At 61.0% G+C, this 22217-nt stretch carries 23 protein-coding genes; 1 reads left to right on the forward strand and 22 read right to left on the reverse strand.

Annotated features, from left to right (window positions below):
- The first annotated feature begins 239 nt into the window (after nt 1-239).
- Complete coding sequence (locus CO670_RS02810) at nt 240-1268, forward strand: substrate-binding domain-containing protein (protein WP_097588881.1); 1029 nt, start codon at nt 240-242, stop codon at nt 1266-1268.
- 130 nt (nt 1269-1398) lie between these two features.
- Here CO670_RS02810 and folD read toward each other — a convergent pair whose 3' ends face one another.
- From folD to CO670_RS02920, 22 genes are all read right to left on the reverse strand, one after another.
- Nucleotides 1399-2298, reverse strand: a complete 900-nt coding sequence (gene folD, locus CO670_RS02815) for a bifunctional methylenetetrahydrofolate dehydrogenase/methenyltetrahydrofolate cyclohydrolase FolD (RefSeq protein ID WP_097588882.1) — start codon at nt 2296-2298, stop codon at nt 1399-1401.
- Between the two features lie 120 nt (nt 2299-2418).
- A complete protein-coding gene (locus CO670_RS02820) occupies nt 2419-4167 on the reverse strand; it encodes a succinoglycan biosynthesis protein exop (protein ID WP_097588883.1) in 1749 nt (582 codons plus the stop codon).
- A 171-nt stretch (nt 4168-4338) separates the two neighbouring features.
- Nucleotides 4339-5184 (reverse strand): WecB/TagA/CpsF family glycosyltransferase, encoded by an 846-nt coding sequence (locus tag CO670_RS02825; RefSeq protein ID WP_088688837.1) that lies wholly within the window; start codon nt 5182-5184, stop codon nt 4339-4341.
- A 293-nt stretch (nt 5185-5477) separates the two neighbouring features.
- Nucleotides 5478-6017, reverse strand: coding sequence for a hypothetical protein (locus CO670_RS02830; protein WP_088688838.1), 540 nt, complete (start codon nt 6015-6017; stop codon nt 5478-5480).
- A complete protein-coding gene (locus CO670_RS02835) occupies nt 6017-6382 on the reverse strand; it encodes a hypothetical protein (RefSeq protein WP_003570277.1) in 366 nt (121 codons plus the stop codon). The genes CO670_RS02830 and CO670_RS02835 overlap by 1 nt, the downstream gene beginning before the upstream one ends.
- 11 nt (nt 6383-6393) lie before the next feature.
- A complete protein-coding gene (locus tag CO670_RS02840; RefSeq protein WP_088676871.1) occupies nt 6394-6957 on the reverse strand; it encodes a rod-binding protein in 564 nt (187 codons plus the stop codon).
- Between the two features lie 31 nt (nt 6958-6988).
- Entirely contained in the window at nt 6989-7402 is a 414-nt protein-coding gene (locus tag CO670_RS02845) for a hypothetical protein (protein ID WP_097588884.1), read from the reverse strand.
- Nucleotides 7403-7409: 7 nt separating this feature from the next.
- Nucleotides 7410-8162: a flagellar biosynthetic protein FliR gene (gene fliR / locus CO670_RS02850; protein WP_097588885.1), complete on the reverse strand. Its 753-nt coding sequence runs from the start codon at nt 8160-8162 to the stop codon at nt 7410-7412.
- The gene (gene flhA / locus CO670_RS02855) at nt 8159-10246 is read right to left on the reverse strand and encodes a flagellar biosynthesis protein FlhA (RefSeq protein WP_097588886.1); all 2088 of its coding nucleotides are present in this window, start codon (nt 10244-10246) and stop codon (nt 8159-8161) included. Before flhA ends, fliR begins: the two co-directional genes overlap by 4 nt.
- A gap of 90 nt (nt 10247-10336) precedes the next feature.
- Nucleotides 10337-10603, reverse strand: coding sequence for a flagellar biosynthesis protein FliQ (fliQ, locus tag CO670_RS02860; RefSeq protein WP_009992823.1), 267 nt, complete (start codon nt 10601-10603; stop codon nt 10337-10339).
- A gap of 79 nt (nt 10604-10682) precedes the next feature.
- Nucleotides 10683-11111 (reverse strand): flagellar hook assembly protein FlgD, encoded by a 429-nt coding sequence (flgD, locus tag CO670_RS02865; protein WP_097588887.1) that lies wholly within the window; start codon nt 11109-11111, stop codon nt 10683-10685.
- Nucleotides 11102-11551 carry a flagellar biosynthesis repressor FlbT gene (gene flbT, locus CO670_RS02870; protein ID WP_012482697.1) on the reverse strand — a complete coding sequence of 150 codons (450 nt, stop codon included), beginning with the start codon at nt 11549-11551 and terminating at the stop codon, nt 11102-11104. The genes flgD and flbT overlap by 10 nt, the downstream gene beginning before the upstream one ends.
- Nucleotides 11548-11895: a flagellar biosynthesis regulator FlaF gene (gene flaF, locus CO670_RS02875; protein ID WP_097588888.1), complete on the reverse strand. Its 348-nt coding sequence runs from the start codon at nt 11893-11895 to the stop codon at nt 11548-11550. Before flaF ends, flbT begins: the two co-directional genes overlap by 4 nt.
- A 36-nt stretch (nt 11896-11931) precedes the next feature.
- The gene (locus CO670_RS02880) at nt 11932-12978 is read right to left on the reverse strand and encodes a flagellar hook-associated family protein (RefSeq protein WP_097588889.1); all 1047 of its coding nucleotides are present in this window, start codon (nt 12976-12978) and stop codon (nt 11932-11934) included.
- Between the two features lie 3 nt (nt 12979-12981).
- Entirely contained in the window at nt 12982-14469 is a 1488-nt protein-coding gene (gene flgK / locus CO670_RS02885; protein WP_097588890.1) for a flagellar hook-associated protein FlgK, read from the reverse strand.
- Between the two features lie 18 nt (nt 14470-14487).
- Nucleotides 14488-15789 (reverse strand): flagellar hook protein FlgE, encoded by a 1302-nt coding sequence (locus CO670_RS02890; RefSeq protein ID WP_097588891.1) that lies wholly within the window; start codon nt 15787-15789, stop codon nt 14488-14490.
- Nucleotides 15790-15915: 126 nt separating this feature from the next.
- Nucleotides 15916-16587, reverse strand: coding sequence for a winged helix-turn-helix domain-containing protein (locus CO670_RS02895; protein ID WP_008523683.1), 672 nt, complete (start codon nt 16585-16587; stop codon nt 15916-15918).
- A gap of 280 nt (nt 16588-16867) precedes the next feature.
- Nucleotides 16868-17431, reverse strand: coding sequence for a lytic transglycosylase domain-containing protein (locus tag CO670_RS02900; protein WP_097588892.1), 564 nt, complete (start codon nt 17429-17431; stop codon nt 16868-16870).
- Entirely contained in the window at nt 17373-18833 is a 1461-nt protein-coding gene (locus CO670_RS02905; protein ID WP_097588893.1) for a flagellar hook-length control protein FliK, read from the reverse strand. Before CO670_RS02905 ends, CO670_RS02900 begins: the two co-directional genes overlap by 59 nt.
- Nucleotide 18834: 1 nt before the next feature.
- On the reverse strand, nt 18835-20124 hold the full coding sequence (motC, locus tag CO670_RS02910; RefSeq protein WP_097588894.1) for a chemotaxis protein MotC: 1290 nt from the start codon (nt 20122-20124) through the stop codon (nt 18835-18837).
- Nucleotides 20125-20134: 10 nt separating this feature from the next.
- Nucleotides 20135-21451 carry a MotB family protein gene (locus CO670_RS02915; RefSeq protein WP_097588895.1) on the reverse strand — a complete coding sequence of 439 codons (1317 nt, stop codon included), beginning with the start codon at nt 21449-21451 and terminating at the stop codon, nt 20135-20137.
- On the reverse strand, nt 21448-22077 hold the full coding sequence (locus tag CO670_RS02920; RefSeq protein WP_097588896.1) for a hypothetical protein: 630 nt from the start codon (nt 22075-22077) through the stop codon (nt 21448-21450). The genes CO670_RS02915 and CO670_RS02920 overlap by 4 nt, the downstream gene beginning before the upstream one ends.
- Nucleotides 22078-22217 lie beyond the last annotated feature (140 nt).

Here is a 22217-nt window from a genome sequence, read left to right on the forward strand (position 1 = left end):
CAAAGCGCTTTGACAACCAACTCATTCCATTTTCGGTGGAACGGAGTCAAGTCATTTTGCGAAAACTCGCCATAGGCATGCGGATTGCGCAGCCACGCTGCGTCAATTGGGGAATATGGAGCGATTTTTCTTGAGTCAAGCACACTAAATGCTACATAATTGAAAGCGCTTTGGATGCCGCGGGGAGGTGGCCCGCCTTTTCAGACGGCGCCAGAGCGGGCCGGGAGGAAGCATAGCAGGTGAATCTCAAACAGCTATCGGAATTGCTGGGGCTGTCGCAGACGACGGTGAGCAGAGCGCTCAACGGCTATCCCGAGGTCAACGAAGCGACCCGGGAGCGCGTGCTCCAAGCTGTCAAGGAAACCGGATACCGGCCGAACAAGGCGGCGCAGCGGCTTGCGACCGGCAAGGCAGGTTCGATCGGTCTCGTCATGCCGACGGCGCCCGGCCATCAATCCGACGTGCATTTCGGCGAATTCCTGGCCGGCCTCGGCGAGGAGTCCGTCCGCCACGACTTCCATTTCGTCATCATGCCGTCCGACCCCGATGACGAGGTGGCGGCGCTGCGGCGCCTTGCGATCAGCGGCAATGTCGATGCGTTGTTCGTCGCCTATATGCGCGGCCACGATCCGCGCATTCCCATGCTGAAATCGCTCTCCATGCCCTATGTCGTGCACGGCCGCTCTTTCGGATCCGAGCCGGACTATCCCTTCCTCGACATCGACAATGAGGGAGCGTTTTACGATGCAACGCGGCTGTTGCTGCAGCTTGGCCATACGCGCTTTGCGCTGATGAACGGGCCGATGCATCTGGATTTCGCCATTCGCAGGAAGAACGGCGTCATATCAGCCCTTGCCGAACGCGGCCTCACCCTCGACGAGGACTGCATGAGCCATGCTTTGATGACCGACGAACAGGGCCTCTTGGCGATGGAGCGGTTCCTGCAACTGCCGAACCGGCCAACCGCCATCCTCTGCTCCAGCACGGTGCTGGCGCTCGGTGCGATCCGCGCGGTCAACCAAGCGGGACTGCGCCTCGGCGAGGATATCTCTCTGATCGCCCACGACGACGTGCTGCCGCTCTTAAAGCCCGAGAGCTTCTCGGTGCCGCTGACGACGACACGCTCTTCGTTGCGGGCGGCGGGCGCGCGCATCGCCCAGCGGCTGATCGGCACCGTGAAGCAGGCCGGGCCCTTCCCCGACCAGGAGCTCTGGAAGACCGAGCTGATCGTCAGGGCTTCGACCGGCCCTGCCCCGCAGCAGCTCTAAAGCGCGTCGCGATCTTTCAGATTCGCTCCTCGCGCTTTAGCCCTTTGCTTTTACGCATGTCGTTTGCGGCAAAAGCGCTTAGCGCTTTGCCTGGCAAAACCGCCGCACACTTTTGCGCGACATGCTTTAATCAGAACTGCGGCGGCGTCTGCCCCGCGGCGCGATGGGCGGCGATGACCGTATTGGCCATCAGCATGGCGATGGTCATCGGGCCGACGCCGCCGGGAACCGGGGTAATGGTGCTCGCGACTTCGGAGACTTCGAGGAAGGCAACGTCGCCGACGAGCCGGGTCTTGCCCTCGCCCCTGTCGGGAGCGGCCACGCGGTTGATGCCTACGTCGATGACCGTCGCGCCCGGCTTGACCCAATCCGCTTTGACCATCTCCGGCCGGCCGACGGCGGCAACCAGAATATCGGCGTTGCGGCAGACCTCGGCGAGGTTCTTGGTCCTGGAGTGAGCGATCGTCACCGTCGCATTGGCGTTGAGCAGCAATTGCGCCATCGGCTTGCCGAACAGATTGGAGCGGCCGATGACCACGGCGTTGAGGCCGGAGAGGTCCTCGCCATGGGTGCGGCGGACGAAGACCATGGCGCCGGCCGGCGTGCAGGAAACCAATCCGGTCTTCAGATCGCCCGTGGCGAGCTTGCCGGCATTGACGACGCTCAGGCCGTCGACGTCCTTTTCCGGCAGGATCGACTGGATGATCGGCTCGCTGTCGAGTGGCTTCGGCAGCGGCAGTTGCACCAGAATGCCATGGATCGACGGATCGGTGTTGAGCGTGGCGACGAGGGCTGCGAGCTCCTCCTGGCTGGTCTCGGCCGGCAGCGTGTGCTGGACGGATTTGAAGCCGCATTCCTTGGCCATGCGGCTCTTGGAGCCGACATAAGCATGGCTTGCCGGATCGTCGCCGACGATGATGACCGCAAGACCGGTGGTCACGCCGCTGCTTTTTTCCAGCGCCGACGTTGCACTCTTGACCGTCTGAATCACGGATGCAGCTACGTTCTTGCCATCGATTACTGTCGTCACGCGTCTCTCCGCCTTGTTTCGCGCCAATCTATGGATGTTCGGCGGGCGCCAATTGCCCGCTAACGCCCTATCCTGTCCGAAAGAGGCAAGGCAATATCAAACTTGCAAGGAAATGTTCGTTCAGTGCTGCGCTTCGCGCGCATGAATACGAAGCCGGTCGCGCAGGCCGGAGATCTCGGAGCGCAGTACGTCCATTTCATCGACCGGCGCAGAGGACTGCACGGGCACCGACGGCGCGGCGTGCGGCCGGGACACCGGCTGATCCTCCCGTGCGGGATCGACGGCTGGCCTACGGCGCCACAGCAGGAATGCCGCGCCAAGGCCTATCGCAAGGCCCGCCGCGGCACCGACCAGCAAGCGGAAGGTCAGACCATCGGTTCGCGACACTGCGGTCGCGAACGCCGGCTTCAGGAGAACGATGCGACCATCGGCGGCCGTTCCCGTCGCTGCGGACGTTGCCTCCTCCAGACGCGAGCGCGCGGCATTCGCCTTTTCTCGCAGCTCGGTCAGGCGTGGCAAATCGACGCCCGTATCCCGGCTCTGGGCGATCAGCGTGTTGCGGCGGTCATTCAGGGCCTTGCGGGCATCGACAGCGGCCTTGGCGGCCGTGTTGGCGGCCTGGGCAAGACGGGTGAGCTCCTTGCTCATATTCTCCTTCAGACCATCGGCTTCGGTCTGCTGCTGCAGCAGGCGCGGATGGCGCGGGCCAAGCTCGGCGGAAAGCTGCGCCAGCGTCGTCTTGGCCACGGCATATTTGTCGCGCAAGTCCTGCAGCGCCGGCGAAAGCATATCGGAGGGCAACGAACCGGCGAGCACTTCGGCAAGCTTTGCGGCCTTCAGCCGATCGGCCTGCGCCTTCGCTGTCAGGATGTTCTGCTCAGCCTCTTTCAGATCGGCATCGAGCCCGTCGATCTGACGGCGGAGGTCGATCGCCACCTTGACATTGCCTTCGCCGCTTTTTGCCGTGAAGGTGGCAAGCTCGGCCTTGGCATCGTCATAGGCCTTGCGCAAGGCGGCATCGGTCTCCGCGTTGCCGCTTCGCCCGTCGCCGCCGGCGGCTTCGGCAAGCCTTGCGGCGATGCGCGTGGATTTGCCGCCGTCGCCGGTCGTCACCCTCACGAGGATCGTGCCGGCCGCCGCATCGGGCAGGATCTCGACCGCGTGCTTCAGCGCGGCCTCGGCCCGGGAGGCAGGATCGGCGGCAGCGCCCGTGGCCGACAGGAGATCGAGTGCGACGCCGAGCGCATTGGCGCTGGAGCCGGCAAACTCGGGATCGTGATCGAGCTTCAGGGCGGCGACCGTCGAAGAAACCGTCCGTGCCGACAGCAGCCCCTTTGCGGCAGCCTCGGTGAAGGCGGCGCGGCTTGCGGCATCCGTCTTTATCGCAAGCGTCGTCTCGGCACGGTAGAGCGCCGGGGGAGCCGGCATCAGCGCCGGCAGGCCTGCACCGAGAGCCGTTGCGGCGGCGAGCATCACCGCCAGACCAAAGCGTCCCCCGCGGCGTTGCGGCGCTGTGGCGCGCAGTTCGGCCGGTTCTTGATAAATTTCAGCAGGCGGTTCGATTGAGATCATCGGCTCGCCGGCCAGCGCGTCATGGCGCGCAGGCCCCGGCGGAAGATGATGGCCGACATCGTTGGCGGCACGCAGGCGATTGCCGAGAATGGTTTCGATGCGGTCGACCAGCGGCGCCGTGCGCGCTGCCCTTGCGCGTTGCTCCTCGAGGGCGCGGCCGATGGCGCGCAGCAATTCCGCCTCAGGCGGCGCGACAGCCGGCCCGTTCGATCCGGGCGATCGATAAAGATCGTCATCGGCACGCCGGCCCGCGGCGGCGCGATTGTGGAAGCTGCTTCTCGCCCTGATATCGTACATTGCGCCACATCTCATGCACATGATGGCCGAGTTCGCTCATCCGCACGACATGCAGATGATTAAGCTACTCTAAATATTCATGGCAAAGAAATGGTTAACCGCAGCGGCAAGAAACGATAGCGCCGCGCATCTTTTCGAGGCACGGAAGGAAACCGCGGCGATTGATGACAATCAGCTCGCCTTCTTGTGATCCAGCCGCGGCTGCTGCTGCGGTGCGCTGGTCTGCTCTTCCGGATAGCTGAGAATTCTCTCGCGCCGGCGGAAGCGGTATCGCAGCACGTGGAAGAGGAAGACCGGAATGCCGATGATGTAGCGGCGCCAGAGGCGCGCCGGTTCCTGTATCAGGCGATAGGCCCATTCCATGCGCATCATCCGCACCGTCTTCGGGGCGCGCGGAACAGCGCCGGAGACGAAGTCGAAGAGCGCGCCCACCGTCAGCACCAGGCGCGCATGATCGGCGCGGATATTGTCGTGAACCCATTTCTCCTGCAGCGGCGTTCCCATGCCGACGATCAGGATATCGAGCTTCTGGCGCTCGATCTCCTCGATGACCGGGCCGGAATTGACCTTGTCGAAATAGCCGTCGGAAACGACGACGAACTCGTGCCAGGGCGTGTGCTTGCGGAAGTTTTCCGCCGCCGCCTCGACGACCGAACGCGTGCCGCCGATGAGACCGATACGGCGCGGAGCCTCCATGAAGGTGAGGAAGGCCGGCACGAAATCGGTGCCGTTCAGATTGGCGGGAAACGGCCCGCCATGGGCGATCTGCGACGCGATGTTGAGGCCGATGCCGTCAGGCAGAACGAGATTGTGCGACATGATCCGATAATATTCGTCGTCGCGCAGCGCCGTCAGCATATTGTGGGCGTTGACGAAGCAAACCACGGTCTGGCCGACCGGAATCGAAGCCAACTCGTTGATGAAAACGAGGGCATCATCCCAGCCGAGATCGCATACCGGCAGATCGAAAATCGTCCGCCGCGATGCGAGCACCGCGAAGTTTGCAATCAGATTCATTCCAACCTCCTGCCGAGGGTGCGTCATGCGCCCGATATCCCGGAAAACAAGCCCATACTTCCGCACCGGAGGTCTCGAAAGGACCGGTCGCGTCACGCCGGGAGGGCGTCGCCCCCGATCACGGGAAGGCAGCGCAGACCAAGCTGTGATGCTTGGTATAACAGGACGGTTTCAAACAACCCTTAGGAAAATTCTTCGGATTTCCATGCTCGCATAAGTGGTTTGTTAACCACGCGCGCCAACGCAAAACGGCGCCCTTCGGCGCCGCCTTTTCATCGATGATCGATGAGGTCTCAATGCGCGGCTGCTGCCGGCGCTTCCGCGGCCGGCGCGGCCTCGACGATCTTGACGGGACTGCCGACCTTCGACGGCTTGCCGGCGGCACCCTGCTTGACGTCCTCCTTGGAGAGGTAGTCGAGCTGCTCAAGCATCACTTCGGCGACATATTCGCCACCGAGGCGCTCGTTCATGCCCTTCTTGACCGCCTCGCGGAAGGCCTGCGGGTCGAAGGATTTGACGTGGGCGATATCGACCATCTTGTTGCCGACGAGCAGGCTGAAAAGCTCGTCCGTCGTCATCTCGGTCAAAGGCAGCGTCACGCCTTTCAGCATTTCCTTGTTCATCATGAAGGAAACGCGGCCGAGGAAGTAACCGGTGACAGCACCGTCGCCGATGATCGGAACCGTGATCGTTTCACCCTTGACCAGCTCGAGCGCGCTCTGCTTGGAATCCGTTGCCACAGGCGCCGGCGCGGTCGCCAGGTACACCGAAAAATAAACGGAAGCCAAGGTAATGGCGCAGACCCAGACACCGGTGAGGACGAGCTTGATCATCAGTTTCCACGCGCGGCGAATTGTTCCTGGGAATAGGTGCCGTCAGCATCGGCATCCTGAACCGCATTCTTCAGGAGGTCGGCCACGGCGCGAACCGCTTCGAGATGCGCCTCGACGCGGCGGGCATTGAGAACCAGCTTCTTTTTCAGGCCGTGCAGCTGATCGAGATGGGCAGCGGCGAGCTCGGCCGGATCGGTGTCGCGGAAAAGCATCGACAGCTCATAGAGGCAGCGGCTCTTGTGCGCGTTGGAGACCTTGAGATCGAACTGCGGGTCGCTGCCGATCCGGGTGTTCTCATTGTCGATGATCATTTCGAGGCGTCCGAGAACGGATTTGATCCTGTATTCGTTCGAAACTATTTCCATTGTACCCTCGGTTATGCGTCGCTTGCGTTCTTGGCTTCGGCGGTCGGCGTGCCAAAGGTCTTGCGCTGGAAGTCGTCGATCATGCCGAGCGCGGTGTTGCGGTCGTCATTATCGGTCGAAGCATTGACGATCTTGCCTTCCTGCCGGCGCAAGAGTTCGCCGTACATCTGCTTGGCGATGCCGATGCCGTCACCCTTGGCCATGGTGTTGCCGAGCTGTTCGGCCATCATGCCCTTCCAGATGTCGCCGGTCGCGCCCTTGCCGTAGACGTCTTCGCTTTCGCTCGGCAGCATGGACTTGACGAAATTCTGCAGAACCATGGCCTCGAACTTCCGGTAGCTTTCCGGAACTTCCTCGGTCTTGGTGCGATTCTGGATGTTGGAGAGACCGCTCTTCTGGCCGATATGGTCGAGAACGTCGACCGTATTGGAGAAGCCCTTGCCATTCTCGGCGAGGCTCGTGGCGGCAAAGGCCGCGCGGTTTGCCTTCAATTTTTCCTGGGCCACCTGAACCTCCATGGGGTCGGCAGCTTTGACAACGTCCAGGACCAGATCACTGGGGGGCGAAATAGCCACGTTACAATCCTCTAAATTAAGATCGTAACGACTATGGTTTTTGAAGCTTGCTGGAGGCTGGCGTTGCGAATTGCTGGTCGATCACATCATAGACGGCATTGTCGTCGGCCTCGCGGCGCTCGGCCTCCAGCGCCTCTTTCATGCCGCCTTCCAGGCGATCGCCCTTGGCGCGCTCGCGGGTCAGCCGCATCTCGTGAACCTGCTGCATGCCGGTCAGCTGCTGGTCCTTGATGGTGAGCCTGCCGAATCGGTCGGCGTAATTCTGCGAGAAGGCGTGGTGAACGGGGTCCATCGAGCCGAGCGCAACGATGACATCGTCCATCGCGGCATTGACCTCGACGCGCTGACGGCTGGTTTCGGCCAGGTCGTTCTCCGCCATCCTCTCGATATGCCGCTGTACCGACAGTAGACGCTTGAGTTTTTGGGAGCGGCTCTTCTCGATCATATCAGCCTCATCGCCCGATATAGATCGAATCAAAGGCCTGGCCGAACTGGCTGACCAGGGCCGCGACCGAGACATAAAACAGGAAGAGCCCGCCCATCAGCAGATAGGGCGTGGAAATGAAATAGACCGGGATCTGCGGTGCCAGCTTGTTGATGAAGCCGATCGAGACGTTGAAGATCATGCCGTAGATCAGGAAGGGGCTCGACAGCCGCAGCATGATGTAGGTCGTCTGTTCCAGCGTGTCGGTGAAGGAGATCAACGTCGCGCGCATCTGCACCAGGCCGCCGAACGGCATGGTCGTGTAGGAATCGATCAGCGCGCGGAAGACGATGTGGTGGAAATCCATGATGAAGAGAATCATCATGCCGGCGAAGGTGATGAAAGCCGAAAGGCTGGTCTCCGGCGAGTCTTCGATGACGTCGGCGGAGCCCGGCTGGGTATAGCCGACCATCATGGCGATGATGGAGGCGGCAAACTGCATGCCGAGCGTGTAGATCCTTGCCAGCATGCCGTACATCACGCCGATCAGCGTCTCGCTGAAGATCAGGCCGATATAGGTCCCCGCCCCCGTGTGGATTGCGGGGTAGACGGTGTCCCAGAGCAGCGGCATGACGGCGATCGAGAGAGCGCCCGCGATGAAGACGCGCAGCTGTTCGGGCACGCGCGCCGAGGAAAAACCCGGAAGAGCCAGGACACAGCCGCCGATCCGGCAGAAAACCAGAAACAGCGCGAGAACGGTCCCTTGCGGGTCTGTTATCATGAAATAGAGCCCAAAATCTTTATCTCGATGCCCTTGGCCAGCTCGACATGCGACAGGACCGGCAGCGTAGCGAACAGCCGTTCGATGATCATGCGCACATAGGAGCGTGTTTCGGGCGACGTGACAAGTGCGAATGGCAGGCCGCGATCCATGAACTCACGGATAACTTTGGTGGCCTGCTCGCTGAACTCTTCCAGACTGCGGGGATCGATGTCGAATTCGATCACCTCGCCCTTGGCGTCGCGCTTCAGCGCCTGATGGAAGGCGAGATCCCACTTGCTGCCCAATCTCAGCACGCGCAGCACGCCGTTGTCGGCGAGATCGCCGCAGAGCTGCTGGGCCATGCGGATGCGAACATGCTCGACGATCTGCTCGGTCTTCCTGACATGCGGGGCTAGCTCGGCGACCGCTTCGAGAATGAGATGCAGGTTGCGGATCGAGACGCGCTCGGCAAGCAGCAGCTTCAGCACTGCCTGCAGGCCGGAATAGGACATGTGCGACGAGCAGATTTCGTCGGCAAGCTTCTTGTATTCGGGATCGAGGCGATCGATCAGCACCTTGACGTCCTTATAGGACAGGAGCTGCGGCAGGTTGTTGCGGATGACCTCGCTCATATGCGTCAGCACGACGGAGACGTTGTCGATCGGCTGGAAGCCTTCGCGTTTCAGATCGTCGGCAAAGTTTTCAAGGATTGAGACGGCAGGCATGCCGAAGGCGGGTTCGCGGATTTCGTCGCCCGGAATGCTCGGCTTGCGGCCGGCGCCTGTGACAACGAGGACTTCGCCGACGCGCAGCAGGTTCGAGGCCACCGTCGTGCCGTGGATGCGGATCTGGTAGGACTTCTCGGCGATGCCGATATCGTCGGTGACCTTGATCTCAGGCACGACGAAGCCGTATTGCGTGGCGAACTTCTTGCGCATCTTGCCGACGCGGAAGGCGAGTTCCTGATGGGCGCCGAGCAGCCGGGTCGAAACCATCTTGCCGAGCGCGAGTTCGATCTCGGAAGTGCGTAGCACGGATTTGACCGAGTCCTTTTCCAGCTCCTTGCTCTGGACGACCTTTTTCTCCTCCTGTTCGCGGCGAAGCTTGTTTTCAGCCTCGACCTGGCGCGGGATGAACCAGGCGCCGAAAGCGAGAAGACCGCCGAGAACCGTGAAGGGAATGGTGGGCAGGCCCGGCATCAGGCCGAGAACGAACATCAGCACGGCCGAGACCGAGAGCGCGCGCGGATAGCCGCTCAACTGGTTGACGACCGCCTGGTCGGTGGAGCCGGTGGTGCCGCCGCGGGAGACGAGCAGGCCGGCTGCGAGCGAGACGATGAGGGCAGGCATCTGCGAGACGAGGCCGTCGCCGACGGAGAGCTTGACGAAAACATCGGCCGCTTCGCCGATCGGCATGCCATGGCGGAAATAGCCGATGATGATGCCGCCGAAGACGTTGATGGCGGTGATGATGAGGCCGGCGACCGCATCGCCTCGTACGAACTTCGACGCACCGTCCATCGCACCGAAGAAGGAGCTTTCCTCTTCGAGCTCCCTGCGCCGGCGCTGGGCTTCCTTCTCGTCGATGATGCCGGCCGAGAGATCGGCGTCGATCGACATCTGCTTGCCGGGGATGGCATCGAGCGTGAAACGCGCGCCGACTTCTGCGATACGCGTGGCGCCCTTAGTGATGACGATGAAGTTGATGGTGATGAGGATCAGGAAGACGATCAGACCGATGACGAAGTCGCCCGACATCACCAAGCTTGCGAAACCGGCGATGACGCCGCCGGCCGCATCGTGGCCCTCGTTGCCGTGGGACAGGATGACGCGGGTCGTGGCAATGTTCAGCGCCAGCCGGGTCATCGTCGCGATCAGCAGAATGGTCGGAAAGGACGAGAAATCGAGCGGCTTCTGGATCCACAGCGCGACCATCAAGATCAGCACCGAGAAGGCGATCGAGAAGGCCAGCCCCATATCGATCAGGAACGGCGGGATCGGCAGGAAGAGAATGCAGATGATGACGATGATGCCGAGGGCAAAACCGACATCGCGCAGGCTCGGGGCGACTTTCGGAAGGGGGAGTGCGGGTGGTTGCGCCATGACGATTCCGTCTCTTCATGAGAGGAGGCGGACTGAGGTCCGCCCAATTCGGATCGAGAATTAAATGGCGAAGCTTGCGCGAAGGTGGCTCTAGAAGCCGGACTGGATGCGCGAGAAGACGAGATTGGTAAAAATCGAGATCTGCGAGCCGACGAAGGGAGCGGTGACGCCGACGGTGATGAGCACGGCGACGATCTTCGGCACGAAGGTCAGCGTCGCTTCCTGCACCTGGGTCAGCGCCTGGATCAAGGCAATGACGAGACCCACCACCATCGCAGCGATGACCGCGGGACCGGCAGCGATCAGCACGGTCCAGATTGCGGCCTGGAACAGATCCAATGCATCAGCTTCATTCATCCGAAGGCAACCTCATATCGCCTTGAAGCGGCCCCGCCATTACCGGGCCGCATTGGTTGGCATCAACAGGCGCGTCGCATCAGGAGCTGCTGCTCGGAGCCTCGTCGGCAATGGTGATTCCCGCCTGCACGAGTATCTTACCGCCATCCGTGGTCGTCGCAATGATGCCGTCGGAATAAACCTTGACGGAATCGATGACGCCCTTGACGGTACCATCGGCGCTTTCCATGTACTTTCCGACATAGCTGCTCGCCTGGGTGAGGCTCGAGCTCGCCAGAAGCGTGTCCAGCTTGCTGTTGGTCTGGATCGTCTGCTCGACCTGCGAGAAGCTCGCAAGCTGAGACATCTGCTCGCTGGCATCCATCGGATCGGTCGGATCCTGGTTCTTCATCTGCGCGATGAGCAGCTGAAGGAAGTTGTCGTAGTTCAGCGTCGCCTTCTTCTGAGCCGAACTCGTCGAACCCGTCGAAGTCGTGGTGCTCACATTCGACGTTGCATCTACCGCCATGGTGCGATCTCCCTGCGGATCTGCTCGACCATGGTCGGCGGCAGTTCGTGGTTGTTGAGGATATTGTCTTCGATGGCGTAAAGACCGCGGATCGCCTTCAACGCGTCGAAGGCGCGACCGGTCGAGACGAGCGCGTCGATACGCTTCAGCTCGGCGAGGATTTCCTCGTTCTTGAAGCAGGTGAGCAGCATGGTGATCGACTTGCGGAACATCGCCGTCGAGTGGTCCTTGCCCTCGGGATTGATGAGGATCATCTGCGCGATGAAGTAAAGCTGGCGCAGCGGCGTCGTTGCGCCTTCCGGCTGCAGGACGTGATTTTCGAGAAGGAACGTCACATCATTCAGGAATTCCAGCGCGACCTTGCGGTCGACACGCAGGACGGCACCGTTGATGAAGATTCTTTCCCCGGCTTTCAGAGAAATGCGAAGTGTACTTTTCATTTAAGTCCATCCCTGATGATGGTGGTAACGTCAATGATGCCCTGGTAGTTATTTGACAGACGTTTTCTGATCCTGTCGCATTCCTTCAAGATCCAGATCGCGATCGAGATGAGGTTGGCCCTGAGCTCGATCTCCAGCTGGTTGTCGGGATGTTTCAGATCCTCGATGAAGCTGATCCACACCCGTCGCGTATAGAACAGGGCTTCAATGGCTTCCCGCCCGTATTTTTCCTTGTCGCGCGCCAACGACAGCAGTTCTATGGACCGGTCAAGAACCTGCCATTCCCGCTCTTTCGCGTCGGCCACCGAGTCTTGCATGACCTCGGCATATGAGAACTGATACATTCATGCATCCTTCTTTATATTGCGCGCCTTTGCTCATCAAAGGTAGTTTACTAGACTCAACTGCTGTATCTTCGAGACGATCGTGTAGGCGGTTTCAAGCTGGGTTTCCAAAGTCTTGACCAGGGTCGAGGCTTCGTAAGGATCAACGCCCTGCAGATCCACGAGCTTGTTCTTGATGATGTTCGACTGTGCATCGAGCGCATCGTTGGACTTCTTCACGCGCTCCTGGGAAAGGCCGAGCTGACTTGCCTGCGTCACAAGGCCTGTGGTCGCCTTCGTCGTGTAGCTGATCGCCTTCTTGGAAACCGTGCTCATCGCATCGGTGCTGAGGTTCTGGCTAAGCAGCGCAGAGGCCGTGACCGAGGCGAGCGCGAAGTAACGCATGCCTTCGGAATTGGCGTTAGTCGAGGATTCGATCACTTCCGAGTTGCTGATGCGGCTCGTCATGTTCTGGCTCGACGCCTGCGACCAGCCCGTCGTCGGGTCGGTCCAGTTGGCCTCGCTGAACATCGGCTCGACGGTGCCAGTTATAAAGGTCTCCATTTCGGCGCCGGTCAGCTGGTTGACCGGCTTGCCGAGACCCGCCGCATAGGTGTTCAATGCCGTCACGATCGCCGCGCTCGTCGCTGTCGTCTTGTCGGTCAGCGGCTGCACATCCGTGTTGATGCCGGAGAACAGATATTCGCCGTTCACCATGGTGTTGGACGTATCCATCATGGTCGAGAGCGCGCTGGTCGCCGACTGGATGGCGACGGTGATGCTGCCGGGATCGCGGCTGCCCTGGAGCGCCGTCAACTTGGAAACCAGGCCGTCGCCGACGTCCTTCATCTTCGACAGACCGAGCTGCGAGGATTCCATACGAGCGGTAACAAGCGAATTGCTTGATTTGATCGAGTCTATCCTGTCGACCTCGCGGCTGAAGTCCACGCTCCTGGCGGCATTGCCGCCAAGGGAGACGCCGATATCCGCATAGACTCCCGTCGTTGCTTCCATCGTCGCCTTCGTCATCTGGTTCTGCGCCTGACGGATCGTCAACCGCATCGCATTCTGAATGGCCGAACTTGAAATAAATGAGCTCTTCATGGCTTAACTCGCAATATCCAGCAATGACTTCAACATTTCGTCGACGGCGTTCAGGATCTTCGTCGCCGCCTTGTAGGACTGCTCGATGTCGAGAAGCAGCGTCAGTTCCTCGTCGAGATTGACGCCGGTCTCGTTGGAATAAGCTTCATCGGAGCGCGACAACGCCGCCGAGGTATTTTCCGCCGCCGTCGTGGCGTTGCTGCGGTACTGCTCGAGCCAGCCCAGGGAATTCGTAGCGTATTCCATGATGCTGACGTTCGAATCGATCCCCGTCGTGGCATCGAAACCGACCGGCGCTCCCGCTGCCGGATCGAAATCGATGTCGGAGCTCATGGCAGTATATAGGCGATCAAGTTCAGTTGTGTAGCCGCTGACGTGACTGGGGTTCGTGACAAGGCCCGTGGCGTTGACGCCGCCGTCACGCAGGCGCATCGGATCGCCGCCCTGCGAGGTGATCACGCGGGTGCTGACTGTGATGGTCGCCGCCATGCCGGCGACGGCCGTGCCGCCGGTATCGACCGTGCCGCCGCTCCAGGTGAAGAGTCCGGGCACATAGGCCGGGGGCGCTGCCGTATTCTGCTCCTTGAAGAGCGAAACCAGGCCGCGGGCGACTTCGTCGAGCTGCTTCTGGAAATTGGGGGCGATCTCGTCGCGGATCTGCAGGAGCGACTGCAGGCTCCCCTGCCCCGTCGTCGTCGAACCCTTGCCGAGCGGCAGCGCCACGCCGTCGATATAGATGGAGTTGCCGACGGTCGTCGCGGTATAGACGTCCTGGGATTTGAACGTCACCTTGCGCGGGATGGTCTCGAAGAGGATCGTCCCGTCAGGGGTGCTCAGCACCATGTCGTTGTTGTCGCGCGTCGTCGCGCTGACGCCGACGATCTGCGAAATCTGCTTGAGCACCTTCTCGCGCTCGTCAAGCGCGCCGGATGCATCCGCACCGGACGCCGTGGCGGTCTTCACCGCATTGTTGGCCTTCTCGAACTGGCTGAGGAGCGTATTCAGCGTATCGACCGCAGTGGCGATCTGTTTGTCGGCCGTCGCTCGAACGTCCTGCACGGCTTTCGATGCGTTGTTCAGCGAGTTGGCGACGTCCTGGGCGGCGGTGATCGCCCCCTGGGCGGCGACAGTGCTGCCCGGCGAGGTCCTGAAAGCCTGAAGCTTTTCCTGGAAAACACCGAGATAGGTGGACGGCGACGTTTCGTAGTCGTTGCCGCCCATGATCGATTTCAAGTCCTCGAGACCACCCAGCAGGGTCTGCTGGGCGCTGTCTTGAGAAGAGGTCTTCAGATATTGGCGCAGCAGGGCATCTTCCTGTGCACGGTTGATCTGGACGACCTGCGCGCCATTCAAGGACGTGGTAAGCATCGCCTGCCGGCGCACGTAATCTTTGTTGCCGGCATTCGAGATATTGTTCGATACGACACTGCTCTGAGTGCCGGTATTGTTGAATATGCTCTGCGCGGTGTTAAGTGCTGACGTGAGCGACATGGCTTACCAGTACCCTACTTATCTCTTGAGGTTGACGAGTACGTCCATGATGTCGGAACCCGTCTGGAACACCTTGGAATTGGCGGTATAGCTGCGCTGCGATTCGATCATCTCGGTCAGTTCGCCGGCGAGGTCGACGTTCGAACCTTCGAGGGCGCCCGATTTGATCGTGCCGAGACCGTTGGTCTGCGGGAAGCCGGTGACGGTGACGCCCGACTGGCCGTTGGCGCTGTAGACGTTGCCACTCATCAGCGTCAGCTTGTCGGGGCTGGCGACATTGGCGAGCGGGATGCGATAGAGCGGCTTGGTGCTGCCGTCTTCGTACTTGGCATAGACGATGCCGTCGCCATCGATGGTGACGTCCTTGACCGGGGTCGCCGCCTGGCCGTTCGGGGTACCGGTGCCGGAGAAGTCGGCGCCGAGCTGCGTCAAGCCAGAGAAATCCATGGCGATCGTTTGGCCGGTCACCCCATCAACAATGTTGATAGCGCCGCCCGTGAGCAACTTGCCATCGCGGTCAAAGGTGATGTTTCCCGATCCGACAGCGCCACCGGCGCTATACGGGAAGGAAGTCGTGCCGCCGACCGCCGCATTGGCATTGCGAAACATCGCCACTTCCCAGGTGGCCGCCGCGGCGGGAGGTGCCGGTGGCGGCGCTGCCGCGACTGCGGTTTTCGTGAAGTAGAAGTCGTACATAACTTTGTTGCCGAGACGGTCGTAGGCGACCATCGAGACCTTCTTCGTGTCGGCAGTCGTCGTGGCGAGGTTGGCGCTCGGAGCCGTCGCAGGAGCGACCGGAATCTTGGCGTTAGAATCGAGGTTACCCTTGAAGACACCCGATGTTGAGGCGATGGCTGTCAACCCATCCTGGTTGACATTGACAGGAACGAGGCCATCGAAGCCGTTGACGACAACGGCGGGAGAGCCGGAGTCGTAGGAGTAGCCCATCAGCTGGAAGCCGGCGGCATTGACGAGGTTGCCTTCGTCATCCTTCTGGAAGTCGCCGGCGCGGGTCAGAACCGGCGTGCCGTCAGCGCCTTGGACGATGAAGAAGCCGTCGCCGGAAATTGCGAGGTCGGTGCCCGAAGTCGTATAGGAGATGTCGCCCTGATCGGAGACAGCCTGGCGGACAGAGGTCTGCACGCCGCCGGAATTGTAGTTGCCGCCCGAGGAGGGCAGGACCAGCGACGAGAAGCTCGTCGACACGGCCTTGTAGCCGGTGGTGTTCACGTTGGCGATGTTGTCGGCGACGGTGCTGAGGCGGTTCGCCTGCGCGTTCATCCCCGATACTGCCGTCTTCATGCTGCCGAAAATGCTCATCTGAAAACCTCGTTTTACCTGTTAAGCTCAAGAGTATTTGGCGGGCCTTGCGTGAAGCTGTCTGTAATGCGGACAGCGAGGCCAAATATCCAAACTTCAGCCGGGCGTTTCCGCCCGGCTGAAAAATCAAGCCCAATCAATGCAGTAACCAAGGAAGCGCTTGGAATCGACCGGATCGACGCCGAGCTTCTTGCGCAGCTTCTTGCGCAGCTTCGAGATGTGACTTTCGACGACATTCTCCTCGACCTCTTCGTCGAAGATGCCGTAGATGGCGTTGAAGATCTGGGTCTTGGTGACCCGGCGACCGCGGTTGGCGATCAAATATTCGAGGATACGCCGCTCGCGCCGGGGAAGCGCGAAGACCTCGCCGTTGATCTCGGGATCACGGCCATCCGAGAAGACGCGGATCGCGCCGATATCGGTGTAGTTGGCGATTGCCTTCAGCCGGCGCCGGATAGCCGCCGCCCTCGCGAGGATTTCTCGGGGATGAACCGGCTTGCGCACCACGTCGTCGACGCCGCAATCGAATAGCGCAAGGGTATTTTCGAGCGACGGCTGATCGCTGACTGCGATCACCGGCGCCATCGACCGATCCCGGATTGCCCGGGGCAGTTCCAGATTGCGCTGGCCCTGGCCGATCAGGAAGGCCTCGACGGCCGCAATATCGGAATCCGCGGCGGTCTGTACCCACTCGCCGAATTCCGCAGGATCAAAGCCGGTAGAGGGAATGCCCTCACGGCCAAACAGAGATGTGTATCCATCTTTTACGAGCTCACGCTCATCAACCACTACGATCATTCGTCCGCCTCCGAATCAGTGTGGCACTTCGATGATCTATGGGTACGAATCGCACGAATCGGCGACAACTCGTTAAAGTTAATGGCAGAAATTAATAATTGATTAAGATCCTGGTAGCGATTTGATCTATATCTAGTATGGGCGCCTGTTTATGCACACAAAAATTTCGTGGAAAAGTTAACGCTCCCTTAATTATGACTTGCGCACAGGATTCGTGCCGGATTCCTGCCATATTATGACACAGTTTCGTCACAATAGGCCGATTCAATTTTTGATTGAATTAATTTCGGCAGAAGTTACTCGCATTAGGAGTCCACTTGCCATACCCCGTCGCGACCAGATTGGCGATGACGCGACAGACATATCGCTTCTGGGCGGGGTCGTTATTGGGGCCGGCGTGGTATCTGGCTACCGCCATTGTCCACGTTTCATGCCGGTCATGCAGGTTGCGAAGGAATTTCGCCGCGTACTCCACGTTGCGATGCGGGTCGAACATATCCTCGGCGGAGCCGAAATTCTCACCATGATAGTAGTGGTTGATCTGCATGCAGCCGATGTCGATGAGCTTTGCCCCGCTCCTTCGGGCGACATCGAACTGCTTCATCGCATCCTGCTCGGAGGGCGGAAAGATCGCCTTGCCTTCGACATTCATGGCGTAGGGATAGAGCGACCCCTTGCGGCCGGTCTCCGTCAGGCCGACCGAATAGAGAATGCCTTCCGGGATGCCGTATTTGGCGGCTGCCGATTGGATCTCGCGTTCGCAGGCGCCGGTGGAGGCGGACGCCTCAGAGGTAAACGCCGCCAGCGCCGCCGCTGCCAGGCCGGCCAGCAGAAACGTCTTCAATACCGGTCTCGCCTGCGCCATTGAAGCCTCCATCCGTCCGCTGCGCCGTCTGATTCTGGCGCTCTCGCGCCGCGCCGCCCTGCCCCTGCTGGGCAAGCGACTGCTGCTGGGAGGCCTGGCCCTGGCTGCCTGCCTGGTTGCCCGCATCGGCACGCTCGACCGGCGCCATGCTGACGGTGACGTTCTCGATCGCGTAGCCCTGGCTGCGCAGTGCTTCGAGAATCTTGCCGTGATCTTCCTTCAATTGGCGGTAAGCCGCACCCGTCTCGACCTTGAGATCGACGTTCAGTGCGTCGCCCGACAGGCGCATGGTCGCCGTCACCAGGCCGAGATCGATCGGGTTCATCTGGATCTTCAGCGTATTGACCACCTTGCCGGTGCTCGTCCACTCCGCCGCGTTGGATAGGGCCGAGCTCGGCTGCATGGCCCGCGCCCATTCGGAATCGCCGGAGAGAGCGGCGGTGACGGCGGCAGAGTTCGAATTCTGCGCCAAGCCTATATAGCGGCGCGATTCGAGGACCGAAATATTTTCGACATCCGCCTTCTTGGAGCTGTCCTTCGGCCCCGCTTGATCGGCGCCGATATGCATATCCATCGATACACCGCGGCCATCGGCGCGGCTGAGCCTGAACGTCCTGCCATCGGCCGCGTCGGCATTCTCCGTTCCGGGAAGCCTGACGTCGTCGGTCTTGCCGCTCTCGGCGCTGCTGACGGCCGCCAGTGCATCGGAGGCGTGGCCGGCCGCCTTGACGTCGGTACCGTCGCTCTTCTTGTCTGATGCAGCAGCTTCATCGGCCTTGGTGGACGCCTGATGCGCGACGACTGCCGCCGGCAAGGCCGCAACACCTTCCGCAGGTTCCTGCTTCAACAGGCCGAGGACATCGGAAATACCGCCGTCATCGTCACCGCTGCTCTCCTTGTCCGCATCCGTTTCCGATGCTTCGGCCTTCACGTGCTTGACACCTTTGGCCGTCTGGGCGGCATCGGCTGCAGCAGCGTCCTTCGGATCGAGCTTGCCGAAAGCGAGATCGGCCGGCATTTTTGCCTGGTTCTTTGCAGGCTTTGCCGCGACCTTTCCAGCATTGGCCATATCGGCGATTTTTTCCGGCTCCACTTCCGCCTGCGCCTTCAATGCGGCGTCACTGAGATCGATCAAAGGCTTTGCGCCGCGGCTGCGGATCGCCCGCGCCGTCCTCTCGGCAGCACCTTCGGCAACTACGCCCTGATCCGGCTGCGCCTCATCGGACTCGTTGGCTGTCCCAGCACCGCTCGCCTTGGCAAGCGCATCGAAGAATCCGTTTTTCTGGTCGGCGGCATCCGCCTTTCCGCTCTGGCGCGCGGACTTCGCAGCCGCAGCCGTCTCCGTACCAGGGGCTCCGCCCGAGACGCTCATATCCATCATTTTAATTGCCTTCCTGCGCCAGAAGACTGTCGATCTCGTCGAGCCTGGATCGACTGGTCGTCACAAATGCGTTGAATGAGGGGTCGGTATCCTGGCTCTGGCCAGTCGATGCCACACCTCCTGGAACAGGCTCGGGACGCGCGCCTGGCGCTCCCGGTTGCGGGGCCATAGCCGCAGCCTTTTCAGAAGTGATTTCTTGATGATCATTGTTAGGAGCGGATGCTTGCGTCAGGCTTGCCGGATCGGGAGCGCGCAGGATCTGCTCCGCGACGGATCTCGCCGCCTCCTGCAGCGCCTGATCCCGCGGCGAAAGCGCATTGCCGTCGATGCCGCTGACATTTTTCGCCGCCCGGTCGATATCGTCCGTCGGCAAGCCGGCCATGCCGCCGTAGAAATCGGCGAGAGGGCCGAAAGCATTGTCGGTTCCGGCGCCGAGCGATTGCACGCGCTCCACCGCCATGCGCGCCATCTCCGACTTGCCTGATATTGCCGCGGCGCGCGCAATGCGCAGATAGACCTCGCGCTGGCGCGGAGGATCCATGAAGGACAGGATGTCGATCACATCCTGCGGCTTCACATCGTGATCATGACCGACGACGAGCTTGACGAAGAGATCCGCGAACTGGCTGGCATAGGGCGAATGGAGGAAGCGCCTGACATAACGCTGCGAATAGGCCATTCCCCTGTCCAGCATTCCCTTGTCGAGGCAAATGGCGACGGAGCGGCGCAGCGCCGCCTCCTCGACGATCGTGCCCGGCGCGGCGAGACGCGCCTGGTCGTAAAGATCCAGCGCTTCCGTCGGTTTCGTCGCGATCAGCACATTGCCGCCGATCAGCGCAAGATAGGGGCCGATCTTCTTGTCGCGATATTCCCTGGCGGTCTCCTCCAGTGTCTTCGCAACGAGGAGCCCCTTGCCGCTAAGATATTTGCGCAGCACGTCGGTCACGCGATTGTCGAAATAGCCGTTGACGTCGTGGGCGATCAGATATTCGAGCGTCTGAGGATTGCCGCCGCTCATCGCGTAGATCAATGCGGCATCGACATTGCGGTCGTCGTCGAAGATCGAGGGATCGACGGTGCGCAGCCGCTGATCGATCGTACCCAGCATGAAGCGCTGCATTTCGCCGGCCGAATGATCGCCGGCAGCAACGGAGTCCTGCACGAACTGCAGCGACCGTAGCATCTTGTACGGCGCAAGATCGTCCGGATCCTCGGCATTGCCTACGGCCGGCGAGAGTATCGCCAGGCCGAGGGCCACAAATCCAAGGGTGCGATGCTGACGGCGCGCCATCCTGTTATCCTTAATCCGCCTGCACCAGAATCTCGATCCGGCGGTTAGCCGCATCGAACGGGTCAGCCGGCACCTTCAGCCGGCGGTCGGCGAAGCCGGAGACCTGAGATATGCGCTTTTCATCGAGCCCGCCGCGCACCAGCATGTAATAGGCGCTCTGGGCACGGTCCATGGAAAGCCGCCAGTTCTCGTTCTGGGTGCCTTTATATTGACGGCCGTCCGTATGGCCACGGATAGCTACCGCGCCGCCCCTCTCCTTCAGGATCTCGCCGATCTTGCTCATGGCGAGCACCATCTCTTGGCGCGGAACCGCGGAACCGATATTGAACATCGAGTCGTCGTTCTGGTCGGAGATACTCACCAAAAGCCCGCCTTCGGCTGCCGTCACGGTCAAGCCTTCTGCCAGTTTGCCGGCAACGCCGCCGATCTGCTGGGCGATCTGCTCCTGGAGCTGCTTTGCTTCTTCCTTCTGCTGCTCTTCCGTTTCGGCCGCGCTCTTGTCCGCTTCCTTCTGATGATCAGCGTCTTTTTGCGCGTCGGCCTTCTTTTCGTCGAGCGTCTTGCCGTCCCCCTTGCCGTCCTGGGCCTGCGCCGCGCCCTTCGCGTCCTGAGACGGCTTCTGTTCCGGCACCGGCACCGGCTTCAGATTCTCGGGCGTCACATTCTCGGCCTTAGCGATCTCGGTCGGCTCGCTCTCGCTCGGCTGTTCCTCGCTCTTGCCGGGCGGCTGTGACTTGCCTGCCGTCGTAACCTCGACCTGCTTGGTCCAGAAATCCGGATCGAAGGGATCGCGATAGGCCTCGCCGCCATCGGCGCCTGTGGCCGGACCGGAATCGGCCGCGCCGCCATCGCCCTTGGCGCTGACATTGGCCTGCTGGCCGACTTCCTGCGCGATCTCGGCGAGAACCGAATAGGGGTTTTCGAAGAAATCGGCTTCCGAATAATTGGTGTGGTCGCCTGAGGTCGATGTCTGGTCGTCACCATCCGCGGCGGACTTGCCCTCGGTCGGATTTTCTTCCTTCTGCTTCGACTTCTCCTGCTTCTCCTCGCCCTCGTCATTTTTGACGGGCTTCTTCAGGCCCTTTTCGGTCGGTTTTTCGTCGGCAAGCTTGATCGGGTTGAAATAGGTTGCGACAGCAGCCTTCGTCTCCTCGTTGGCGGCATTGACCAGCCACATGACCAAGAAGAACGCCATCATCGCCGTCATGAAGTCGGCATAGGCAATTTTCCACGCACCGCCATGGGCGCCATCGTGATCGCCGCCGCCATGTCTCTTGACGATGATGATCTCGTTCTTGCCGTGGTGGTGGTTTTCGCCTTCACTCATTCGAGAACTTTCTTCAAGCTGGCCGCCCAGGCGGACATACGGGTGACGATGACGGATTCGCCGATTTCGACGGCAAGATCGATATCGTCGGTCTCAACGTGGCGAACCGCCGTGGCATGTTCGCCGAGCTCGGCCTTCAATCTGTCGAAAAGCCGTGCCGGCCCTCTGACGACGATCGGCCCGGCCGCGCCTTCAAGGATCGCGTCGCGCAGCAGTGCGGCAAGGTTTTCGGCAGCCTTGACGGCGAGCGCGTCGGTCATCACAGGCGCGATTACCGCCGCGGCACCGGCGCTGACCAGCTCGGCGACCTCCTCGGCGATATCGCGGATACGCGATGCAATCACCGCCGCCGCCTCGACTTCGTAGCGGAGCTTCAGTTCCTCGAGTTCGCGGGCGTGGACTTCGGCCAGTGCCCGCGCCTCGAGCTCATACTTTTCCGTCAATTCCGCGGTCGCTGCCGCATGGCCTTCAGCATAGGCCTCGCGGCGCTCCGCCTCGACGTCGACGACTGGCTCGCTCGGCATCTCAGGAAAACCGGCGCCGGCGAAATCATCCACGTCGATGATCGGCGCCGGCGATTCCGGTTCACCGAAATCCTTCAAATACCGCGAAAGCGAAATGCTCATAAAAACCATCCAGCATTGGCGAGGCATGCGGCATGCCCACCCCGCTCAAAACGACCTTGCGCGCCGGCATGCCGTTTCGAAACGGGCAAGGGCTTGGCCTCGCGCCGGCACGAATTCGGACGATGCCTTCATGCCGGAAA

Origin of the sequence: Rhizobium sp. J15, assembly GCF_002531825.1 — a bacterium.
Lineage (GTDB): Bacteria > Pseudomonadota > Alphaproteobacteria > Rhizobiales > Rhizobiaceae > Rhizobium.